Source organism: Streptomyces sp. NPDC048142 (assembly GCF_043202835.1).
Taxonomy (GTDB): domain Bacteria; phylum Actinomycetota; class Actinomycetes; order Streptomycetales; family Streptomycetaceae; genus Streptomyces.
This window is the reverse complement of record NZ_JBIDBC010000009.1, coordinates 125642-141348: the sequence shown is the minus strand read 5'-3', so window position 1 is coordinate 141348 and position 15707 is coordinate 125642. Positions and strand designations below refer to the sequence as shown.

General features: G+C 71.1%; 19 protein-coding genes and 3 tRNA genes. 8 read left to right on the top strand and 14 right to left on the bottom strand.

Annotated features, from left to right (window positions below):
* The first annotated feature begins 175 nt into the window (after window positions 1-175).
* Both ACGF2Y_RS14640 and ACGF2Y_RS14635 read left to right on the top strand, forming a co-directional pair.
* On the top strand, window positions 176-1402 hold the full coding sequence (locus tag ACGF2Y_RS14640; protein ID WP_392946529.1) for a pyridoxal phosphate-dependent aminotransferase: 1227 nt from the start codon (window positions 176-178) through the stop codon (window positions 1400-1402).
* A 137-nt stretch (window positions 1403-1539) separates the two neighbouring features.
* A complete protein-coding gene (locus ACGF2Y_RS14635) occupies window positions 1540-2553 on the top strand; it encodes an adenosine deaminase (protein ID WP_392946527.1) in 1014 nt (337 codons plus the stop codon).
* On the opposite strand, the gene ACGF2Y_RS14630 is transcribed toward ACGF2Y_RS14635, so the two are convergent.
* Entirely contained in the window at window positions 2546-3157 is a 612-nt protein-coding gene (locus tag ACGF2Y_RS14630; protein ID WP_392946525.1) for a TetR/AcrR family transcriptional regulator, read from the bottom strand. The two genes, ACGF2Y_RS14635 and ACGF2Y_RS14630, sit on opposite strands and share 8 nt — an antisense overlap.
* A 95-nt stretch (window positions 3158-3252) precedes the next feature.
* Here ACGF2Y_RS14630 and ACGF2Y_RS14625 point away from each other — a divergent pair, with 95 nt between their 5' ends.
* The gene (locus ACGF2Y_RS14625; RefSeq protein ID WP_392946523.1) at window positions 3253-3888 is read left to right on the top strand and encodes an NAD(P)-dependent oxidoreductase; all 636 of its coding nucleotides are present in this window, start codon (window positions 3253-3255) and stop codon (window positions 3886-3888) included.
* Between the two features lie 71 nt (window positions 3889-3959).
* Here ACGF2Y_RS14625 and ACGF2Y_RS14620 read toward each other — a convergent pair whose 3' ends face one another.
* From ACGF2Y_RS14620 to ACGF2Y_RS14595, 6 genes are all read right to left on the bottom strand, one after another.
* The gene (locus ACGF2Y_RS14620; protein ID WP_392946521.1) at window positions 3960-5015 is read right to left on the bottom strand and encodes a UDP-N-acetylmuramate dehydrogenase; all 1056 of its coding nucleotides are present in this window, start codon (window positions 5013-5015) and stop codon (window positions 3960-3962) included.
* A 375-nt stretch (window positions 5016-5390) separates the two neighbouring features.
* On the bottom strand, window positions 5391-5819 hold the full coding sequence (locus ACGF2Y_RS14615; protein ID WP_392946518.1) for a MaoC family dehydratase: 429 nt from the start codon (window positions 5817-5819) through the stop codon (window positions 5391-5393).
* The gene (locus tag ACGF2Y_RS14610; RefSeq protein ID WP_030578943.1) at window positions 5819-6271 is read right to left on the bottom strand and encodes a MaoC family dehydratase N-terminal domain-containing protein; all 453 of its coding nucleotides are present in this window, start codon (window positions 6269-6271) and stop codon (window positions 5819-5821) included. Before ACGF2Y_RS14610 ends, ACGF2Y_RS14615 begins: the two co-directional genes overlap by 1 nt.
* A gap of 117 nt (window positions 6272-6388) precedes the next feature.
* Window positions 6389-6553 (bottom strand): 50S ribosomal protein L33, encoded by a 165-nt coding sequence (rpmG, locus tag ACGF2Y_RS14605; RefSeq protein WP_003956487.1) that lies wholly within the window; start codon window positions 6551-6553, stop codon window positions 6389-6391.
* 88 nt (window positions 6554-6641) lie between these two features.
* A tRNA-Met gene (locus ACGF2Y_RS14600) sits at window positions 6642-6714 on the bottom strand.
* 46 nt (window positions 6715-6760) lie between these two features.
* Window positions 6761-6833 (bottom strand) — tRNA-Thr (locus ACGF2Y_RS14595).
* Between the two features lie 255 nt (window positions 6834-7088).
* Between ACGF2Y_RS14595 and ACGF2Y_RS14590 the strand changes: the two genes are divergently transcribed.
* Both ACGF2Y_RS14590 and ACGF2Y_RS14585 read left to right on the top strand, forming a co-directional pair.
* Window positions 7089-8384 carry an amidohydrolase family protein gene (locus tag ACGF2Y_RS14590; protein ID WP_392946517.1) on the top strand — a complete coding sequence of 432 codons (1296 nt, stop codon included), beginning with the start codon at window positions 7089-7091 and terminating at the stop codon, window positions 8382-8384.
* Between the two features lie 32 nt (window positions 8385-8416).
* A complete protein-coding gene (locus ACGF2Y_RS14585) occupies window positions 8417-9073 on the top strand; it encodes an SDR family oxidoreductase (RefSeq protein WP_392946516.1) in 657 nt (218 codons plus the stop codon).
* Window positions 9074-9221: 148 nt separating this feature from the next.
* Here the strand turns inward: ACGF2Y_RS14585 and ACGF2Y_RS14580 are convergent.
* Window positions 9222-9303 (bottom strand) — tRNA-Tyr (locus ACGF2Y_RS14580).
* A 162-nt stretch (window positions 9304-9465) separates the two neighbouring features.
* On the opposite strand from ACGF2Y_RS14580, the gene ACGF2Y_RS14575 reads away from it, so the two are divergent.
* The gene (locus tag ACGF2Y_RS14575) at window positions 9466-9954 is read left to right on the top strand and encodes a YajQ family cyclic di-GMP-binding protein (protein WP_392946514.1); all 489 of its coding nucleotides are present in this window, start codon (window positions 9466-9468) and stop codon (window positions 9952-9954) included.
* A gap of 213 nt (window positions 9955-10167) precedes the next feature.
* Here the strand turns inward: ACGF2Y_RS14575 and ACGF2Y_RS14570 are convergent, their stop codons facing one another.
* Window positions 10168-11364, bottom strand: coding sequence for an MFS transporter (locus ACGF2Y_RS14570; RefSeq protein WP_392946511.1), 1197 nt, complete (start codon window positions 11362-11364; stop codon window positions 10168-10170).
* Complete coding sequence (locus ACGF2Y_RS14565) at window positions 11361-11699, bottom strand: ArsR/SmtB family transcription factor (protein ID WP_392946509.1); 339 nt, start codon at window positions 11697-11699, stop codon at window positions 11361-11363. Before ACGF2Y_RS14565 ends, ACGF2Y_RS14570 begins: the two co-directional genes overlap by 4 nt.
* Before the next feature lie 296 nt (window positions 11700-11995).
* Here ACGF2Y_RS14565 and ACGF2Y_RS14560 point away from each other — a divergent pair, with 296 nt between their 5' ends.
* Window positions 11996-12520 (top strand): methylated-DNA--[protein]-cysteine S-methyltransferase, encoded by a 525-nt coding sequence (locus ACGF2Y_RS14560; protein ID WP_392946506.1) that lies wholly within the window; start codon window positions 11996-11998, stop codon window positions 12518-12520.
* A gap of 3 nt (window positions 12521-12523) precedes the next feature.
* Window positions 12524-13219: an alpha-ketoglutarate-dependent dioxygenase AlkB family protein gene (locus ACGF2Y_RS14555; protein WP_392946503.1), complete on the top strand. Its 696-nt coding sequence runs from the start codon at window positions 12524-12526 to the stop codon at window positions 13217-13219.
* A gap of 46 nt (window positions 13220-13265) precedes the next feature.
* Here ACGF2Y_RS14555 and ACGF2Y_RS14550 read toward each other — a convergent pair whose 3' ends face one another.
* The 4 genes from ACGF2Y_RS14550 to mscL all read right to left on the bottom strand — a co-directional run bounded on the left by ACGF2Y_RS14550 (window position 13266) and on the right by mscL (window position 15702).
* Entirely contained in the window at window positions 13266-13538 is a 273-nt protein-coding gene (locus tag ACGF2Y_RS14550) for a GlsB/YeaQ/YmgE family stress response membrane protein (RefSeq protein WP_097870170.1), read from the bottom strand.
* A gap of 123 nt (window positions 13539-13661) precedes the next feature.
* Complete coding sequence (locus ACGF2Y_RS14545) at window positions 13662-14054, bottom strand: YccF domain-containing protein (protein WP_069754071.1); 393 nt, start codon at window positions 14052-14054, stop codon at window positions 13662-13664.
* Window positions 14051-14914 carry a zinc metalloprotease HtpX gene (gene htpX / locus ACGF2Y_RS14540; protein WP_392946498.1) on the bottom strand — a complete coding sequence of 288 codons (864 nt, stop codon included), beginning with the start codon at window positions 14912-14914 and terminating at the stop codon, window positions 14051-14053. The genes ACGF2Y_RS14545 and htpX overlap by 4 nt, the downstream gene beginning before the upstream one ends.
* Before the next feature lie 323 nt (window positions 14915-15237).
* Window positions 15238-15702: a large conductance mechanosensitive channel protein MscL gene (gene mscL, locus ACGF2Y_RS14535; RefSeq protein ID WP_392946495.1), complete on the bottom strand. Its 465-nt coding sequence runs from the start codon at window positions 15700-15702 to the stop codon at window positions 15238-15240.
* Between the last annotated feature and the right edge of the window lie 5 nt (window positions 15703-15707).

Sequence of the window (15707 nt, the reverse complement as noted above, 5' to 3'; positions counted from 1 at the left end):
ACCGGGTGCAGGAACGGTGTGGCTGGTGAAGGCCAACGACAGGTGAGTGTACGTGTTCAGGGCCGCCGCGTCGAACAGACCACTACTGACCGGTCCTGTCCGGATGCTGTTCAGGTCCTGTCCGGTCCCTGAAACCCCTGTGCCGACGGCTTTTGCGGTCTGGGAGCATGGGGCCATGAGCGCTGCAACTTCACCGTCCGAGCGCCGGGTTTCCGCCCGCATCGGTGCGATCTCCGAGTCCGCCACCCTCGCCGTCGACGCCAAGGCCAAGGCTCTCAAGGCCGCCGGTCGTCCGGTGATCGGCTTCGGGGCCGGCGAGCCCGACTTCCCGACGCCCGACTACATCGTCGACGCCGCGGCCGAGGCCTGCCGCAACCCGAAGTACCACCGCTACACCCCGGCCGGCGGGCTCCCCGAGCTCAAGGCCGCCATCGCAGCGAAGACGCTGCGCGACTCCGGCTACGAGGTCGACGCCGGCCAGATCCTGGTGACCAACGGCGGCAAGCAGGCCATCTACGAGGCCTTCGCCGCGATCCTCGACCCGGGCGACGAGGTCATCGTCCCCGCCCCGTACTGGACCACCTACCCCGAGTCGATCCGGCTCGCCGGCGGTGTCCCGGTCGAGGTCGTCGCCGACGAGACCACCGGCTACCGGGTCTCCGTCGAGCAGCTGGAGGCCGCGCGCACCGAGAAGACCAAGGTCGTCCTGTTCGTCTCGCCGTCCAACCCGACCGGTGCCGTCTACAGCGAGGCCGACGCCGAGGCGATCGGCCGCTGGGCCGTCGAGCACGGCCTGTGGGTGCTCACCGACGAGATCTACGAGCACCTCGTCTACGGCGACGCGACCTTCACCTCGCTCCCGGCGCTCGTCCCGGAGCTGCGCGACAAGTGCATCGTCGTCAACGGTGTCGCCAAGACGTATGCGATGACCGGCTGGCGAGTGGGCTGGATCATCGGCCCGAAGGACGTGGTGAAGGCCGCGACCAACCTCCAGTCGCACGCCACCTCCAACGTCTCCAACGTCGCCCAGATCGCCGCGCTCGCGGCCGTCTCCGGCCCGCTGGACGCCGTCGCCGAGATGCGGACCGCCTTCGACCGCCGCCGGGGGCTCATCGTGCGGATGCTCAACGAGATCGACGGCGTGTTCTGCCCGGAGCCCGAGGGCGCGTTCTACGCCTACCCGTCGGTGAAGGGCCTGCTCGGCAGGGAGATCCGCGGCAAGCGCCCGGCCACCACCGTCGAGCTGGCCGCCCTGATCCTGGACGAGGCCGAGGTCGCCGTCGTCCCCGGCGAGGCCTTCGGCACCCCGGGGTACCTGCGCCTGTCCTACGCCCTGGGCGACGACGACCTCATCGAGGGCGTCTCGCGGATCCAGAAGCTGCTGGGCGAGGCCAAGGCCTGACCGGTCACGAACCGCCCGGACAAGTAGCGCCCCCGGCCGCTGGGATCCTCCACCGGCCGGGGGCGTTTATGTTCGAGCGGCCCCCTAAACGGTAAAGCGGCTACCGCTCCGGCCCGCCCGTGCGGCAGGATCTTCCGATGGAGCGTGATGTACGTCTGTTGCCCAAGGCCCACCTGCACCTGCACTTCACCGGGTCGATGCGGCCCACCACCCTGATCGAACTCGCCGACAAGTACGGGGTCCGTCTCCCCGACGCCCTGACCGGTGGCGAGCCACCCGAACTGCGGGCGACCGACGAGCGGGGCTGGTTCCGTTTCCAGCGGCTCTACGACATCGCCCGGTCGTGCCTGCGGTCCCCGGAGGACATTCGCCGCCTGGTGCGCGAGAGCGCCCAGGAGGACGTCGCGGACGGCTCGGGCTGGCTGGAGATCCAGGTCGACCCCACCTCGTACGCCCCGCTGCTCGGCGGGCTGATCCCGGCCATCGAGATCATCCTCGACGCCGTGGACAGCGCCGCCCGGGACACCGGCCTGGGCATGCGCGTGGTGATCGCCGCCAACCGGATGAAGCACCCGCTGGACGCCCGCACCCTGGCCCGGCTCGCCGTGCGGTACGCGGACCGGGGCGTCGTCGGCTTCGGGCTCTCCAACGACGAGCGGCGCGGTATGGCGCGCGACTTCGACCGGGCCTTCGCCATCGCCCGCGAGGGCGGTCTGCTGGCGGCTCCGCACGGCGGGGAGCTGTCGGGGCCCGCCAGCGTGCGCGACTGCCTCGACGACCTGGACGCCTCGCGCATCGGCCACGGTGTCCGGGCCGCCGAGGACCCCCGGCTGCTGCGCAAGCTCGCCGAGCGCGGGGTCACCTGTGAGGTCTGCCCGTCGTCCAACGTGGCGCTCGGCGTCTACGAGAAGCCCGCAGACGTCCCCCTGCGCACGTTGTTCGACGCGGGTGTGCCGATGGCGCTGGGGGCGGACGACCCGCTGCTGTTCGGTTCGCGGCTGGCCGCCCAGTACGAGCTGGTGCGCCGCCACCACGGCTTCACCGACGAGGAGCTGGCCGAGCTGGCCCGCCAGTCGGTGCGCGGATCGGCGGCCCCCGTGGACGTACGGGAGAAACTGCTCTCCGGGATCGACGACTGGCTGGCTAGCTGATCCCGGGCGCCTCCGGACCGAGCCCGCCCAGCAGCGTACGGGCGAGGGAGGCGGCGAAGTCGTCCAGGGGCTGCGGGGGCGTGCCCCCGGGGAGGGCGGCGTAGGCGAAGGCCCGCTGGGCGCAGGCGCCCAGCAGCAGGGAGGCGGCGGCATAGGTGTCCGCTTCGGCCCGGACCCGGCCCGCTGCCTGTTCGGCGCGCAGATAGGCGTCGAGCTGCTGGATCGGCCGGTGGGGCCCTGTTCCCAGCTCGCGCATGCCCTGCTCGTGGCGGTGCTTGAGCCGGGGTTCGGCGTACAGGGACGCGGCCATGGGGAAGGTCTGCTCGTAGAACCGGGCGGCCTGCCGGGCGACGTCGGCGAGGTTGCCCTCGACGCTGCCCTCCCCGGCGGACAGTTCGCCGAGCAGGCTGACGAGCCGGGGCAGCCGCTCCGCGAGGACGGTGACGAACAGCTCTTCCTTGCCGGTGAAGTACTTGTAGAGCGCCGCCTCCGAGCAGCCGGCCGCCCTGGCGATCTCCTTGGTGGTGGTCCGGGCGAGGCCGATGGAGAGCATCAGCTCGTGCGCCGCGTCGACGATCCGGGCGCGGGCGGGCTTCTGGTCCATGCGTGCTCCGACAGCCGTGACCCGGACACCTTGACCACCGGGTGGAGGCCACCCATCCTAGAGGTTAGTGAATACTCACCCACCAAGGGGCGCACATGAGAGTCACCGTGTTCGGAGCCACCGGCGGCATCGGTCGGGAGATCGCGGGTCAGGCCCTCGCGGCGGGCCACGAGGTGACGGTCGTGGTCCGCGACCCGGACCGGCTCCCGGAGCCGCTGGAGCGCGCGGCCCCGCACGCTGTCGTACGGCTGGACGATCCGTCGGCGGTGCGGGCGGCGGTGGCGGGACGGGACGCGGTTCTCTCGGGGCTGGGTGCGCGCGGCCGGAAGGCTGACGGCGTCGCCGAGCGGCTTACGGGGATGATCCTGACGGCGATGGAGGCCGAGGGCGTCCGGCGGCTGCTGGCGGTGAGCGCGTCGCCGGTCGGGCCGGAGCCGGAGGACGATCCGCTGGTCGACCGGCTGATGCGCAAGGGGATCGGGGCGGTCCTGGCGGATCTGTACGCCGATCTCGCCCGGATGGAGGCGGCGTTGGCCCGCAGTGCGACGGACTGGACCGCGGTGCGGCCGCCGAAGCTGACGAACGGGCCGCGTACGGGTGTCTACCGGCAGGTCGTGGGCGGTACGCCGCGCAGCGGCCGGTCCGTCTCCCGGGCCGATGCGGCCCACGCGATGCTCGCGTTGATCGGCGACCCGGCGGCCGTGAAGCAGGGCGTGGGCATCGCGTACTGACTCCGGGGCCTTCCGGTCGACTCCGTTGCCCTCTGACTCCGTGGGCCTCCGAGACCGACTCCGTGGGCCCTCTACAGGCTGACGCCGACCGTCACCGGCTCGTTGACCAGGGTGACGCCGAAGGCCTCGTGCACCCCGGCGACGACCTCGCGGGCCAGGGCGAGCAGGTCATCGGTGGTGGCCGCGCCCCGGTTGGTGAGGGCGAGCGTGTGCTTGGTGGAGATGCGGGCGGGGCCGCTGCCGTAGCCCTTGGTGAATCCGGCCCGGTCGATCAGCCAGGCCGCCGAGGTCTTGGTGCGGCCGTCCCCGGCGGGGAAGGCCGGGGGCGTCGCGTCCGGTCCGAGGCGCTCGCGGACCCGGGCGAGGAAGTCCTGGAACGCGGCCGGTCCGAGGATCGGGTTGGTGAAGAAGGATCCGGCCGACCAGGTGTCGTGATCCTCCGGGTCCAGCACCATGCCCTTGCCTGCGCGCAGCCGCAGCACGGTCTCGCGGGCGGCCGGCAGCGGGACGCGGTCGCCCTGCTCGACGCCCATGACTCTGGCCGTTTCGGGGTACTTGAGGGGCGCGGAAAGCCCGGCCGCCTCTTCCAGCTCGAATCGGACACGCAGCACCACGAAGCGGTCGGGTTCGGACTTGAAGCGGCTGTGGCGGTACGAGAACGCGCACTCCGTGTTCGGAATGGTCACGGTCTCCTGGGTGCGCCGGTCGTAGGCGACGACCTCCGTGATGGTGGAGGACACCTCCTGTCCGTACGCACCGACGTTCTGGATGGGTGTCGCACCCGCGGATCCGGGGATGCCGGCCAGGCACTCGATGCCCGCGAGGCCCCCCTCGACGGTCCGGGCGACGGCGTCGGTCCACACCTCGCCCGCCGCCAGCTCCAGGGACGTACCCGAGAGCGCGAAGCCCTTCGTGGCGATCCGCAGCGCGGTGCCTTCGAAGCCCTTGTCCCCGATGACCAGGTTGGAGCCGCCGCCGATCACCAGCAGCGGGGTGCCGCTCATGTCGGCCTCGCGCACGGCGGCGATCACCTCGGCGTCGGTCGTGGCGGTCAGCAGCCGGGCGGCGGGGCCGCCGAGCCGGAAGGTGGTCAGGGGGGCGAGGGGGGCGTCGTGAAGTTCCTGCACGGGGACAAGAGTACGGTCCGGCGCCCCGCCGCCCGTGCGGGGCCACGGACCGTACGGGCGGCCCGGGGGCAAGGACGGCCGCCTTCTCCGGCTCCGGCTCCGGCTCCGCGACACCCTGGTCCACCGGTTCCGGGGCGGCGGCCGACGCTGCGGCGGCCCGGGATGCGGGAGAGCGCCACGAGCGCGCCCGGCGCGACCGCCTCGGCCCCGGTCCTGACGGCGGGCACGGTCGCGTCCGCGAAGAGCTGCGGTGAGGCCGAGCGCGATGGGGACGTCGTCCCACAATCCGCGCCCCAGGGGGCAACGAACGCGAGTGAGGGGCGCCCCTCCCGCAGGAGGAACGCCCCTCACTTCTGGCTACCGCACCGGTATGTCTCAGGCGAGCCGGACCACGGCCCGGGACATCCCCAGCACCTTCTTGCCGTCGCACATGGCGATCAGGTCCACCCGGACCAGGTGGTCGTCCAGCTTCGCCGCGACCTTGCCGCTGACCTCGATCAGCGCGCCCTTGTCGTCGTTGGGCACGACGACCGGCTTCGTGAAGCGCACGCCGTAGTCGACGACCGCGCCCGGGTCACCGGCCCAGTCCGTGACCACCCGGATCGCCTCGGCCATCGTGAACATGCCGTGCGCGATCACATCCGGCAGCCCGACCTCGCGCGCGAACTTCTCGTTCCAGTGGATGGGGTTGAAGTCACCCGAGGCGCCCGCGTACTGCACGAGCGTGGCCCGCGTCACCGGGAACGTCTGCGCCGGCAGTTCGGTACCGACCTCGACCGACCCGTAAGAGACCTTCGCCGTCATCACGCCTCCTCGGCGGCGCGCGCCACCAGCTTCATCAACGTCGTGACCACCAGTTCGCCGGCCTCGTCGTGCACATCCCCGCGGACGTCCAGGATGTCGTTGCCCGCGAGCGACTTGATGCCCTCGATCGTCGAGGTGACCGTCAGCCGGTCGCCCGCCCGCACCGGACGCACGTACGAGAACTTCTGGTCGCCGTGGACCACCCGGCTGTAGTCCAGGCCCAACTGCGGGTCCTGCACCACCTCTCCGGCGGCCCGGTAGGTGATCGAGAAGACGAACGTGGGCGGCGCGATCACATCGGCATGCCCGAGCGCACGGGCGGCCTCCGCGTCGACGTACGCCGGATGGGTGTCGCCCACCGCCTCGGCGAACTCGCGGATCTTCTCCCGGCCGACCTCGTACGCCGGAGTGGGCGGATAGGTCCGCCCCACGAAGGACTGGTCGAGCGCCATGAGCTCGCTACCTCCTGGTGAAAGACGAATTAAGGGCACGCCCCTGTGCGGGGAACGACCCCATACAAACGACACGAGGCCGCCCCCAGAGGGGACGGCCTCGTGTACGAGCCTGATTCAGCGCGTTTCGCGGTGCGCGGTGTGCGAGTTGCAGCGCGGGCAGTGCTTCTTCATCTCAAGACGGTCCGGGTTGTTACGCCGGTTCTTCTTGGTGATGTAGTTCCGCTCCTTGCACTCCACGCAGGCCAGCGTGATCTTCGGGCGGACGTCGGTGGCAGCCACGTGAGTGCTCCTTGGACGGACGGTGGACGGATGAACGCATAAAAGGGTAGCCGATCGAAGGACCGACCCAACCATCGGCTACCGTTAGTAGCGGTGACCGGACTTGAACCGGTGACACAGCGATTATGAGCCGCTTGCTCTACCGACTGAGCTACACCGCTTTGATGAATGAGTCCCCCCGCCGAAGCGGGGTTTCCCGATCACCAGAGCCCCAATGCGGAATCGAACCGCAGACCTTCTCCTTACCATGGAGACGCTCTACCGACTGAGCTATTGGGGCGAGCGATGAAGACATTACACGGTCCCCCGCCGGTTGCCCAAATCCGTTTGTTCCGCACGCACCGGCCCCCTGCCCGGGGCCGCCCACACCCGCTGATCAGGCCTTGATCCAGGCCGCGCCCGACTCCGGTCCGGGCTCGGCCGGCAGCCGGCACAGGCGCACCGGTACGACTATTCCGCTCCTCCCGGAAGCCGCCCCCGCACGCCCCTAGGGTGTGGTCACCCCGTGTGATCTTGCACCCCTCCCAGGAGCGCGATGCCTGAAAGCCAGCCACGGCGGCCCGACGACAACGCGCCCGACAGCGCCGACGCAGCCACCACCGCCGACACCCCCGCCCTCGTCCTCAGCGGCGCCCGCCTCGCCGACGGCCGAGCCGTCGACGTACGCCTGAGCGGCGGCCGGATCGAGGCCGTCGGCACCGCGGGCAGCCTCACCGCCCGCGGCCCCCGCATCGACCTCCGCGGCTATCTCCTGCTCCCCGCCCCGGCCGAAGCCCACGCCCACAGCGACACCGCTCTCACGGCGGACAGTGCGGGCCCCGACAGCCCGGGGCCCGCCTCCCACCGCTCCGAGGACATCCAGCGCCGCGCCACCGAGGCCGCGCTCCTCCAGCTCGGCCACGGCGCCACCGCCCTGCGCACCCACGTCCGCGTCGGCGACGTCCAGGGCCTCGTCCCGCTCGAAGCCGTCCTGCAGACCCGGCGTGCGCTGCGCGGCCTCGCCGACGTCCTGCCCGTCGCGGTCCCCCGGCTCCTCACCGGCGTCGCCGGGGCGGACAGCCTCGCGATGCTCAGGGACGCGGTGAAGATGGGCGCGGCCGTCGTCGGCGGCTGCCCCGACCTCGATCCGGACCCCACGGGCTACACCGAAGCCGTCCTGGAGATCGCGGCCGAGCATGGCTGCCCCGTGGACCTGCACACCGACGGCGACGACCCCGTCCGCCTGGCCCGGCTCGCCGCGATGGCCGCCGGCCTGCGCCCCGGCGTCACGCTCGGTCCCTGCGGCGGCCTGGCCCACCTGCCCCTGGACGCCGCGGCCCGCGCCGCCGACCAGCTCGCCGCCGCCGGGATCACCGTGGTCTGCCTGCCCCAGGGCGGCTGCGCCGGTGCGGAGCGCCGTACGACCGCCCCCGTACGCCTTCTGCGCTCCGCCGGCGTGCGGGTCGCGGCGGGCAGCGGCGCACTGCGGGACACGGCCAACCCGGTCGGCCGCGGCGATCCGCTCGAAGCCGCCTACCTGCTCGCCTCACAGGCCGGGCTACGCGCCGAACAGGCGTACGTCTTGGTCTCCACGACCGCCCGCGCGGCCCTCGGCCTTCCCGACGTACGCGTCGAGGCGGGCTTCCCCGCCGAACTCCTCGCCGTACGCGGCGAACGGCTCTCCGCGGTGCTCTCCCTCGCCTACAGCCGCATCGTCATCCACCGCGGCCGGATCGTCGCCCGTACCAGCGCCGTGCGCGAGTACTGCGACTCCGACTCCGACGCCGCCACCGGCCTCGGCGGACTTCCGCGCCAGGGACGACCCGACTCCGGTTCCGGGCCCAGGAACTGAGCGGGAGCCCGCCCCGGGCGTACGGTCGGGGTATGCGCATTGTCATCGCAGGTGGACACGGACAGATCGCACTGCGGCTGGAGCGGCTGCTCGCCGCACGCGGGGATGAAGCCGTAGGGATCATCCGCAACCCCCAACAGAGTCAGGACCTGACCGAGGCCGGTGCCCAACCCGCCGTGCTGGACCTCGAATCGGCCACCGTGGAGCAGACCGCGGAGGTGTTGCGCGGCGCGGACGCGGCCGTCTTCGCGGCGGGCGCGGGGCCGAACAGCGGTACCGCCCGCAAGGACACCGTCGATCGCGACGCGGCCGTGCTGTTCGCCGACGCGGCCGAGGCAGCGGGTGTCCGCCGCTACCTCGTCGTCTCCTCGATGGGCGCCGACCCCGGCCACCCCGGCGACGAGGTGTTCGACGTGTACCTGCGGGCCAAGGGCGCCGCCGACGCCGACGTACGCTCCCGCACCGCGCTGGACTGGACGATCCTGCGCCCCGGCATGCTGACCAACGACGCGGGCACCGGGCAGGTCGTCCTGGCCGCCTCGACCGGCCGTGGACCGATCCCCCGCGACGACGTGGCGGCCACGCTGCTGGAGCTGCTGGACACCCCGGCGACGGCGGGCCTCACCCTCGAAGCGATCTCCGGGAGCGTGCCGGTGTCGGTGGCCGTGAAGGACGTCGCGGGCAACTGATCCGCACCGGGACACCGGGGCGGAGCTTCGGGACGGGGCTCCGGAACTCCGGATGGGACTCCGGAACCGCACTCCGGAACGGGAAACTCCACGCCCGGACAACGAGGAAGCCCCCGACCGGATGAACTGGTCGGGGGCTTCGTTCGCGTGGCGGCGCCAGGGTTCGAACCTGGGTAGGCTGAGCCGGCAGATTTACAGTCTGCTCCCTTTGGCCACTCGGGCACACCGCCTCGGACGACGCGTTGGACCTCGTGATGAGTTCCTTGGCGACGACGTAAACAATACCTGATGGCCAGGGGTGCTCCGCCACCTGATTGATCAGCGGCCCGAGGGGGCGGCGGTGGCTAGGCTTGCGCTGTATCCCACGTATTCGACGCAAGGAGCCACACGTCATGGCCGACTCCAGTTTCGACATCGTCTCGAAGGTCGAGCGGCAGGAGGTCGACAACGCCCTCAACCAGGCCGCCAAGGAGATCTCCCAGCGTTACGACTTCAAGGGCACGGGCGCCTCGATCTCGTGGTCGGGCGAGAAGATTCTGATGGAGGCGAACGGCGAGGAGCGCGTCAAGGCCATCCTCGACATCTTCCAGTCCAAGCTGATCAAGCGCGGCATCTCGCTGAAGTCGCTGGACGCCGGCGAGCCGCAGCTCTCCGGCAAGGAGTACAAGATCTTCGCCACGATCGAGGAAGGCATCTCCCAGGAGAACGCCAAGAAGGTGGCGAAGATCATCCGCGACGAGGGCCCCAAGGGCGTCAAGGCGCTGGTCCAGGGCGACGAGCTGCGGGTCAGCTCGAAGAGCCGGGACGACCTGCAGGCCGTGCAGGCTCTGCTGAAGGGGCAGGACTTCGACTTCGCGGTGCAGTTCGCGAACTACCGGTAATCAACTGACCCGACCGGCAAGGACGTTGCCGGGCGGTCCGCGCAGAACGCAACGGGGGCACATCGCCGAGGACGGCCTCGACGGCGGCCCTCGTTGTGTCTTCGCCGGCCGGCCACGGACGTGCGTACGGGTGAGGGCCGGCCTCCGTCCACCGGGCCGAACTCGCCGCCGTGAACACCGGCAGGACGCTGCGCGGTCACCCCGGGGGGAAGTTCACCCGGCAGGTTCGCAGGCCTGGGCAGGAACGGGTTCACGCGTCCCGGCCGGCAGTGCCCTCGCGAGCGCCCCCGCGCCGATCCAGCCGGTCAGAACCATGGCGATCCCCGTGGGGAGCAACGCCCATCCCGCAAGATCGCCGGAGTCGGCCCCGCCGGCCAAAAGGCTGCTCCCGACAGCGGCGCCCGCGGCGGAACCGAGGTACATGGCTGCCATCTGGAAGGCGATGACCGCCATCGCCCGGTCCGGGCGGTCCCGCGTGAGTGCTTGCTGCAGGGTCGGCACGGTGGCCCAGCCGGCAGCTCCCCACAGGACCGCGGCGATCAGCCACACGGCCGGGGCGGAGAAGATCCGGACCGCGCCGAAGCTCACGGCGAGTGTCGCCGGCAGGACCAGCAGCAGCACCCCGGGGCCGTACCTGTCCAGGGGCTTGCCGATCAGCGCGGCCCCCGTGACGCCGCCGATGCCCCACGCCCACACCAGGGCGAAGCCCCAGTCCCGAAGACCTCGGGCGTCCGCCATCGGAAGCAGGTAGGTGTACAGGCCGAGGCTGGCCATGCCGAGCAGGAACGCCGCGACGATTCCGGCGGCGGTCCTGCCCGAGCGCAGCACCCCGAAGACCGGCGCACCACGCCTCGTGGGCAAGGCCGGCAGCGTGTGGGCGCGGGCGGCGAGGGCGATCATGCTGAGCACGCCGACGGCGACGACCAGGGCCATGGTCCAGCGCCAGCCCAGGTGCTCCCCGATCAGCATGCCCACGGGCACCCCCGCGACCGTACCCGTGGACAGGCCGAAGGTGACCATCGCCATCGCCCGGCCGCGTTCGCGATCGGCGACCATCGCGGCGGCGGTCGCGGTCGCGACCGCGGTGAGGATGCCCGCGCCCACGCCCGCGACGACGCGGGACGCGAGGAACAACCCGACTCCCGGCGCCACGACGGTGATGAGGTTTCCGAGGTTGAACACGCCGAGCGCGATCAACAGTGCTCGCGCGGTACTGCCACGGGTGAGCCGTCCGGACAGCAGCGGCCCGGCCACGGCGTACGCGGCGGTGAAGGCGGTCACCCCGAGGCCGACCACCGCGACCGTCGTCACCAGCGAGTCGGCGATCGACGGCAGCACCCCGGCGAGGACGTAGGCGTCGATGCCGAGCGCGACGGCGGCGGCGACCAGCGGCCACACCTTGCGGATCACGCGTCCCCCTCCTCGTCCACATCCGCCGGGTAGCCGTTCAGGACGGTCCGGATCAGGCCGGGGAACCGGGCCTCCAGATCGTCCGTACGCAGCCGGATCATGCACTTGCGCCCCTCGGCGCGGACGAACACGATCCCAGACTCACGCAGCAGGCTCGTGTGGTGTGTGAGCGTCGACCGCGGCAGGTCCGGGCCGAGCTCGATGCTGTCGACCTCGCCGCGCTCGACGAGCGTGCGGACCATGCCCAGCCGCAGCGGCTCGCTGAGTGCGAACAGCACCCTGGGCATCGCGATCTCTGACGTCTCCGGATGCTGGTACACCCTTACGGCAGCCATGCCGCCTCCCCATCGTTCGAAATATCTCGCACAAAAATAGTGCGACAATTTCCGCACAGTCAAGCCGGACGAGATGTACGGCTGAGGTGCACGGCTTGCGACTGAGGTGTACGACCGAGGCGTACGGCTGAGTCATACGACGCGCACGGAAGTGCCGACGCCGCCGGTGTCTCCGCGTCTCTCTCCGTACTCCCGGCCCAGGGGTGCGGGTGCGATGTCCGAATACCGCCGGTGGTCGTACGGCGAGTGGGCGCAGACTGGCCGTACGGCCGTACCGACCGGGGAAGTGAGAAGGCATGACGACGACGGTGTACGCGCGGGTGGAGAGCCCGCTGGGCGAGCTGCTGCTGGTCGGCGAGGCGCCGGCGGGCGGGCCGGATACGGCCGGAGGCGCCGGAGTCCGGCTGCTCTCGCTGTCGATGCCCGGCCAGAAGGGCGGCGCGGTCGTCCAGGACGGCTGGCAGCACGCCCCCGAGGCGTTCGGGGAGGTCGCCCGGCAGTTGGAGGCGTACTTCGCGGGGCGCTCGACGCGGTTCGACGTGCCGTTGGCCAAGGGGGCGGGCACGGAGTTCCAGCGGCGGGTCTGGGCGGTGCTGGAGTCGATCCCGTACGGGAGCACGGTGTCGTACGGGGAGGTCGCGGCCCAGGTCGGGGCGGCGGGCGCGGGGGTGCGGGCCGTGGGCACGGCGATCGGGCGCAATCCGCTGCTGGTCGTACGGCCGTGCCACCGCGTGATCGGGGCGGACGGGGCGCTGCGGGGGTACGCGGGCGGGCTGGAGCGGAAGAAGCTGCTGCTGGGGATCGAAGGCGGGGCGGGCTGAGCCGTGGCGCACGGGCTTCCGCCGTCCTCGGACGGGCTGTTCCGGCGGCCGCGCAGGGTCATCGCGCCGGGCGCCGTCCATGTGCCGGAATGGCTGCCGGTGGAGCGGCGGGCGGAGTTGGTGGCGGCGTGCCGCCGGTGGGCGCGGGGACCGGTCCCGTTGCGCCACACCGCGCTGCCGGGCGGCGGGGTGATGTCGGTGCGGACGGTGTGCCTGGGGTGGCACTGGCAGCCGTACCGCTACGCGCGTACGGCCGACGATGTCAACGGCGCCCGGGTGGCCGCGTTCCCGGACTGGCTGGGCGATCTGGGGCGGGCGGCGGCGGCCGAGGCGTACGGGGACGAGGGCGCGGCGGAGGCCTTCGCACCGGATACCGCGCTGATCAACTTCTATGGCGACGCCGCGCGGATGGGGATGCATCAGGACAAGGAGGAGCGGTCGGGCGCTCCTGTGGTGTCGTTGAGCATCGGGGCGACATGTGTGTTCCGCTTCGGGAACACGGAGGGGCGTGGACAGCCCTATACGGATGTGGAGTTGGCGTCGGGGGACCTGTTCGTCTTCGGCGGGCCGTCGCGTTTCGCGTTCCACGGGGTGCCGAAGGTGTATGCGGGACCGGCCGACCCGGCCCCGGGGCTGCGGGCCGGCCGGTTGAATCTGACGTTGCGGGAGACCGGGATGACGTCACGGGACGTGCGGTAGAGGCGGTGTGCGCCCCGCGCCTGCGGGCCCTGGTGCGCGCCCCGGGTCAGCGGCGTTCGCGGGAGTTGCCGAACAGCAGCCGGTAGGCGATGAGCAGGACCAGTGAACCGGCGATGGCGGCGATCCAGGTCGCGGTGTCGTAGAAGTCGTTGCTGATGGGGCGGTCGAGGAATTTGCTGGACAGCCAGCCCCCGACGAAGGCCCCGGCGATGCCGATGAGGGTGGTGCCGATGATGCCGCCCGGGTCGCGTCCCGGGAGGAGGATTTTGGCTATGACTCCGGCGAGCAGCCCAAGAATGATCCAACTGATGATGCCCATGTCGCTGCACCTACCCCTAGTTTCGTCTTGGAACCCTGGACGCCGGGGGCGTGCGTTTCGGTTGCCGGGGGCGTCCGCCGGGGTCGGGACGGACGCCGCCGGCCGGTGGTGCTGAGGAGCGGGCTACCGGGTGGCGAAGGGCTGGTCCGTGCGGACGATCTCCTTGCCGAAGGGCATGAGGGAGACGGGGATCAGCTTGAAGTTGGCGATGCCCAGGGGGATGCCGATGATCGTGATGCACAGCGCGATGCCGGTGGTGATGTGGCCGAGGGCGAGCCACCATCCGGCGAGGATCAGCCAGAGGACGTTCCCCACGCAGGAGGGCGAGCCGGCGTCCCGGCGGTCGACGACGGTGTAGCCGAACGGCCAGAGGGCGTAGACGCCGATCCTGAAGGCGGCGAGCCCGAAGGGGATGCCGATGATGGTGATGCAGAGCAGAAGGCCCGCCACCAGGTAGCCGAGGAACATCCAGAATCCGCAGAGGATCAGCCAGATGACGTTCAGGATGGTTTTCACGGGCGATGACCTGCCATCTGTTCTAGTCGGGCGACGCGTTCCGCCATCGGCGGGTGGGTGGAGAACATTCTCGCCATCCCCTGGCCCGGACGGAATGGATTCGCGATCATCATGTGGCTCGCGGTCTCGATCCTCGGCTCGGCCGGCAGCGGGAGCTGTTTCGTCCCGGCGTCGAGCTTGCGCAGGGCACTGGCGAGAGCCAGTGGGTCGCCGGTGAGCTGGGCCCCGGAGGCGTCGGCCTCGTACTCGCGGGAGCGGCTGACGGCGAGCTGGATGACGGACGCGGCGAGCGGCCCCAGGATCATGATCAGGAGCATGCCGAGGAGGCCGGGCCCCTCGTCGTCGTTTGAGCGGCCCACCGGGATGAGCCAGGCGAAGTTGACCAGGAACATCACGACGGAGGCGAGGGCTCCGGCGACGGACGAGATGAGGATGTCCCGGTTGTAGACATGGCTGAGCTCGTGGCCGAGGACGCCGCGCAGCTCGCGTTCGTCGAGGATCTGGAGGATGCCCTCGGTGCAGCAGACGGCGGCGTTGCGCGGGTTGCGGCCGGTGGCGAACGCGTTGGGCGCCTGCGTCGGGGAGATGTAGAGGCGCGGCATGGGCTGACGGGCAGCCGTGGAGAGCTCGCGGACGATGCGATACAGCTGCGGCGCCTCGAATTCGCTGACGGGGCGGGAGCGCATGGCTCGCAGGGCGAGCTTGTCGCTGTTCCAGTACGCGTAGGCGTTGGTGCCGACGGCTACCAGGAGCGCGACGACGAGGCCCGTACGTCCGAAGAAACTGCCGATGACGATGATGAGTGCGGACAGTCCCCCGAGGAGTACGGCGGTCTTCAGCCCGTTGTGCCGGCGGTGCACGGTACGCCCTCCAAGTGGTGCAGCAGGGGAACCCTTTGCATGGTGGTGCTCCACTCTCCAGTGGAGCCTCCCGTACTGGTCAACGCCAGGCGAGAGGAGCTAGTTCCCTTGTGCGTGCGGCCGGAGGGCGGAAGCCGTGCCGCGTGTTCACGCCGGTCAGGCCCCCGTCCCCGTACGGAGTGGCGCTGGGCCGTACGGGTGGCGGGGCGTCTTCGTGGTGCGGTGGTGAGGTGGTGCGAAGTGCCGCTGTGCGGTCGGTGCTGCGGTGCGACCGGTGTTGCTGTGCGGTCAGTGCCGCTGTGTGGTCAGTGCTGCTGCGCGGTTCAGTGCTGCTGCGCGGGGAGCTTGGTGAGGGAGAGCGCCTCGGCGTCGGGCTCGACCTCGCTGGTGCAGTGGCCGCAGCGGGAGGCGACGGCGGGGATCTCGCTGTAGCAGCGCGGGCAGTCGCGGAGGGCGGCCTTGATGTCGACGGCCTCTTCCTGCTCCTTGGTGAAGCGGTTCTGCACCTTGGCCATGGGGACCACCACGCAGAAGTAGAGGACCGCGGCAGTGATCAGGAAGGCGATGGCGGCGCTGATGAAGAGGCCGTAGGGGAACACGACGCCGTCGACCTTGTAGGAAGCCTTGCTGAAGTCTCCGGTGCCACGGGTGGCGAGGCCGATCAGCGGGGTGATGAAGGCGTTGCTGAAACCCGTGACGACGGCGGTGAAGGCGGCGCCGACGGCGAGACCGATCGCCATCGAGATGACGTTCCCGCGCAGGATGAAGTCCTTGAACCCGTTCAGCACTGCTC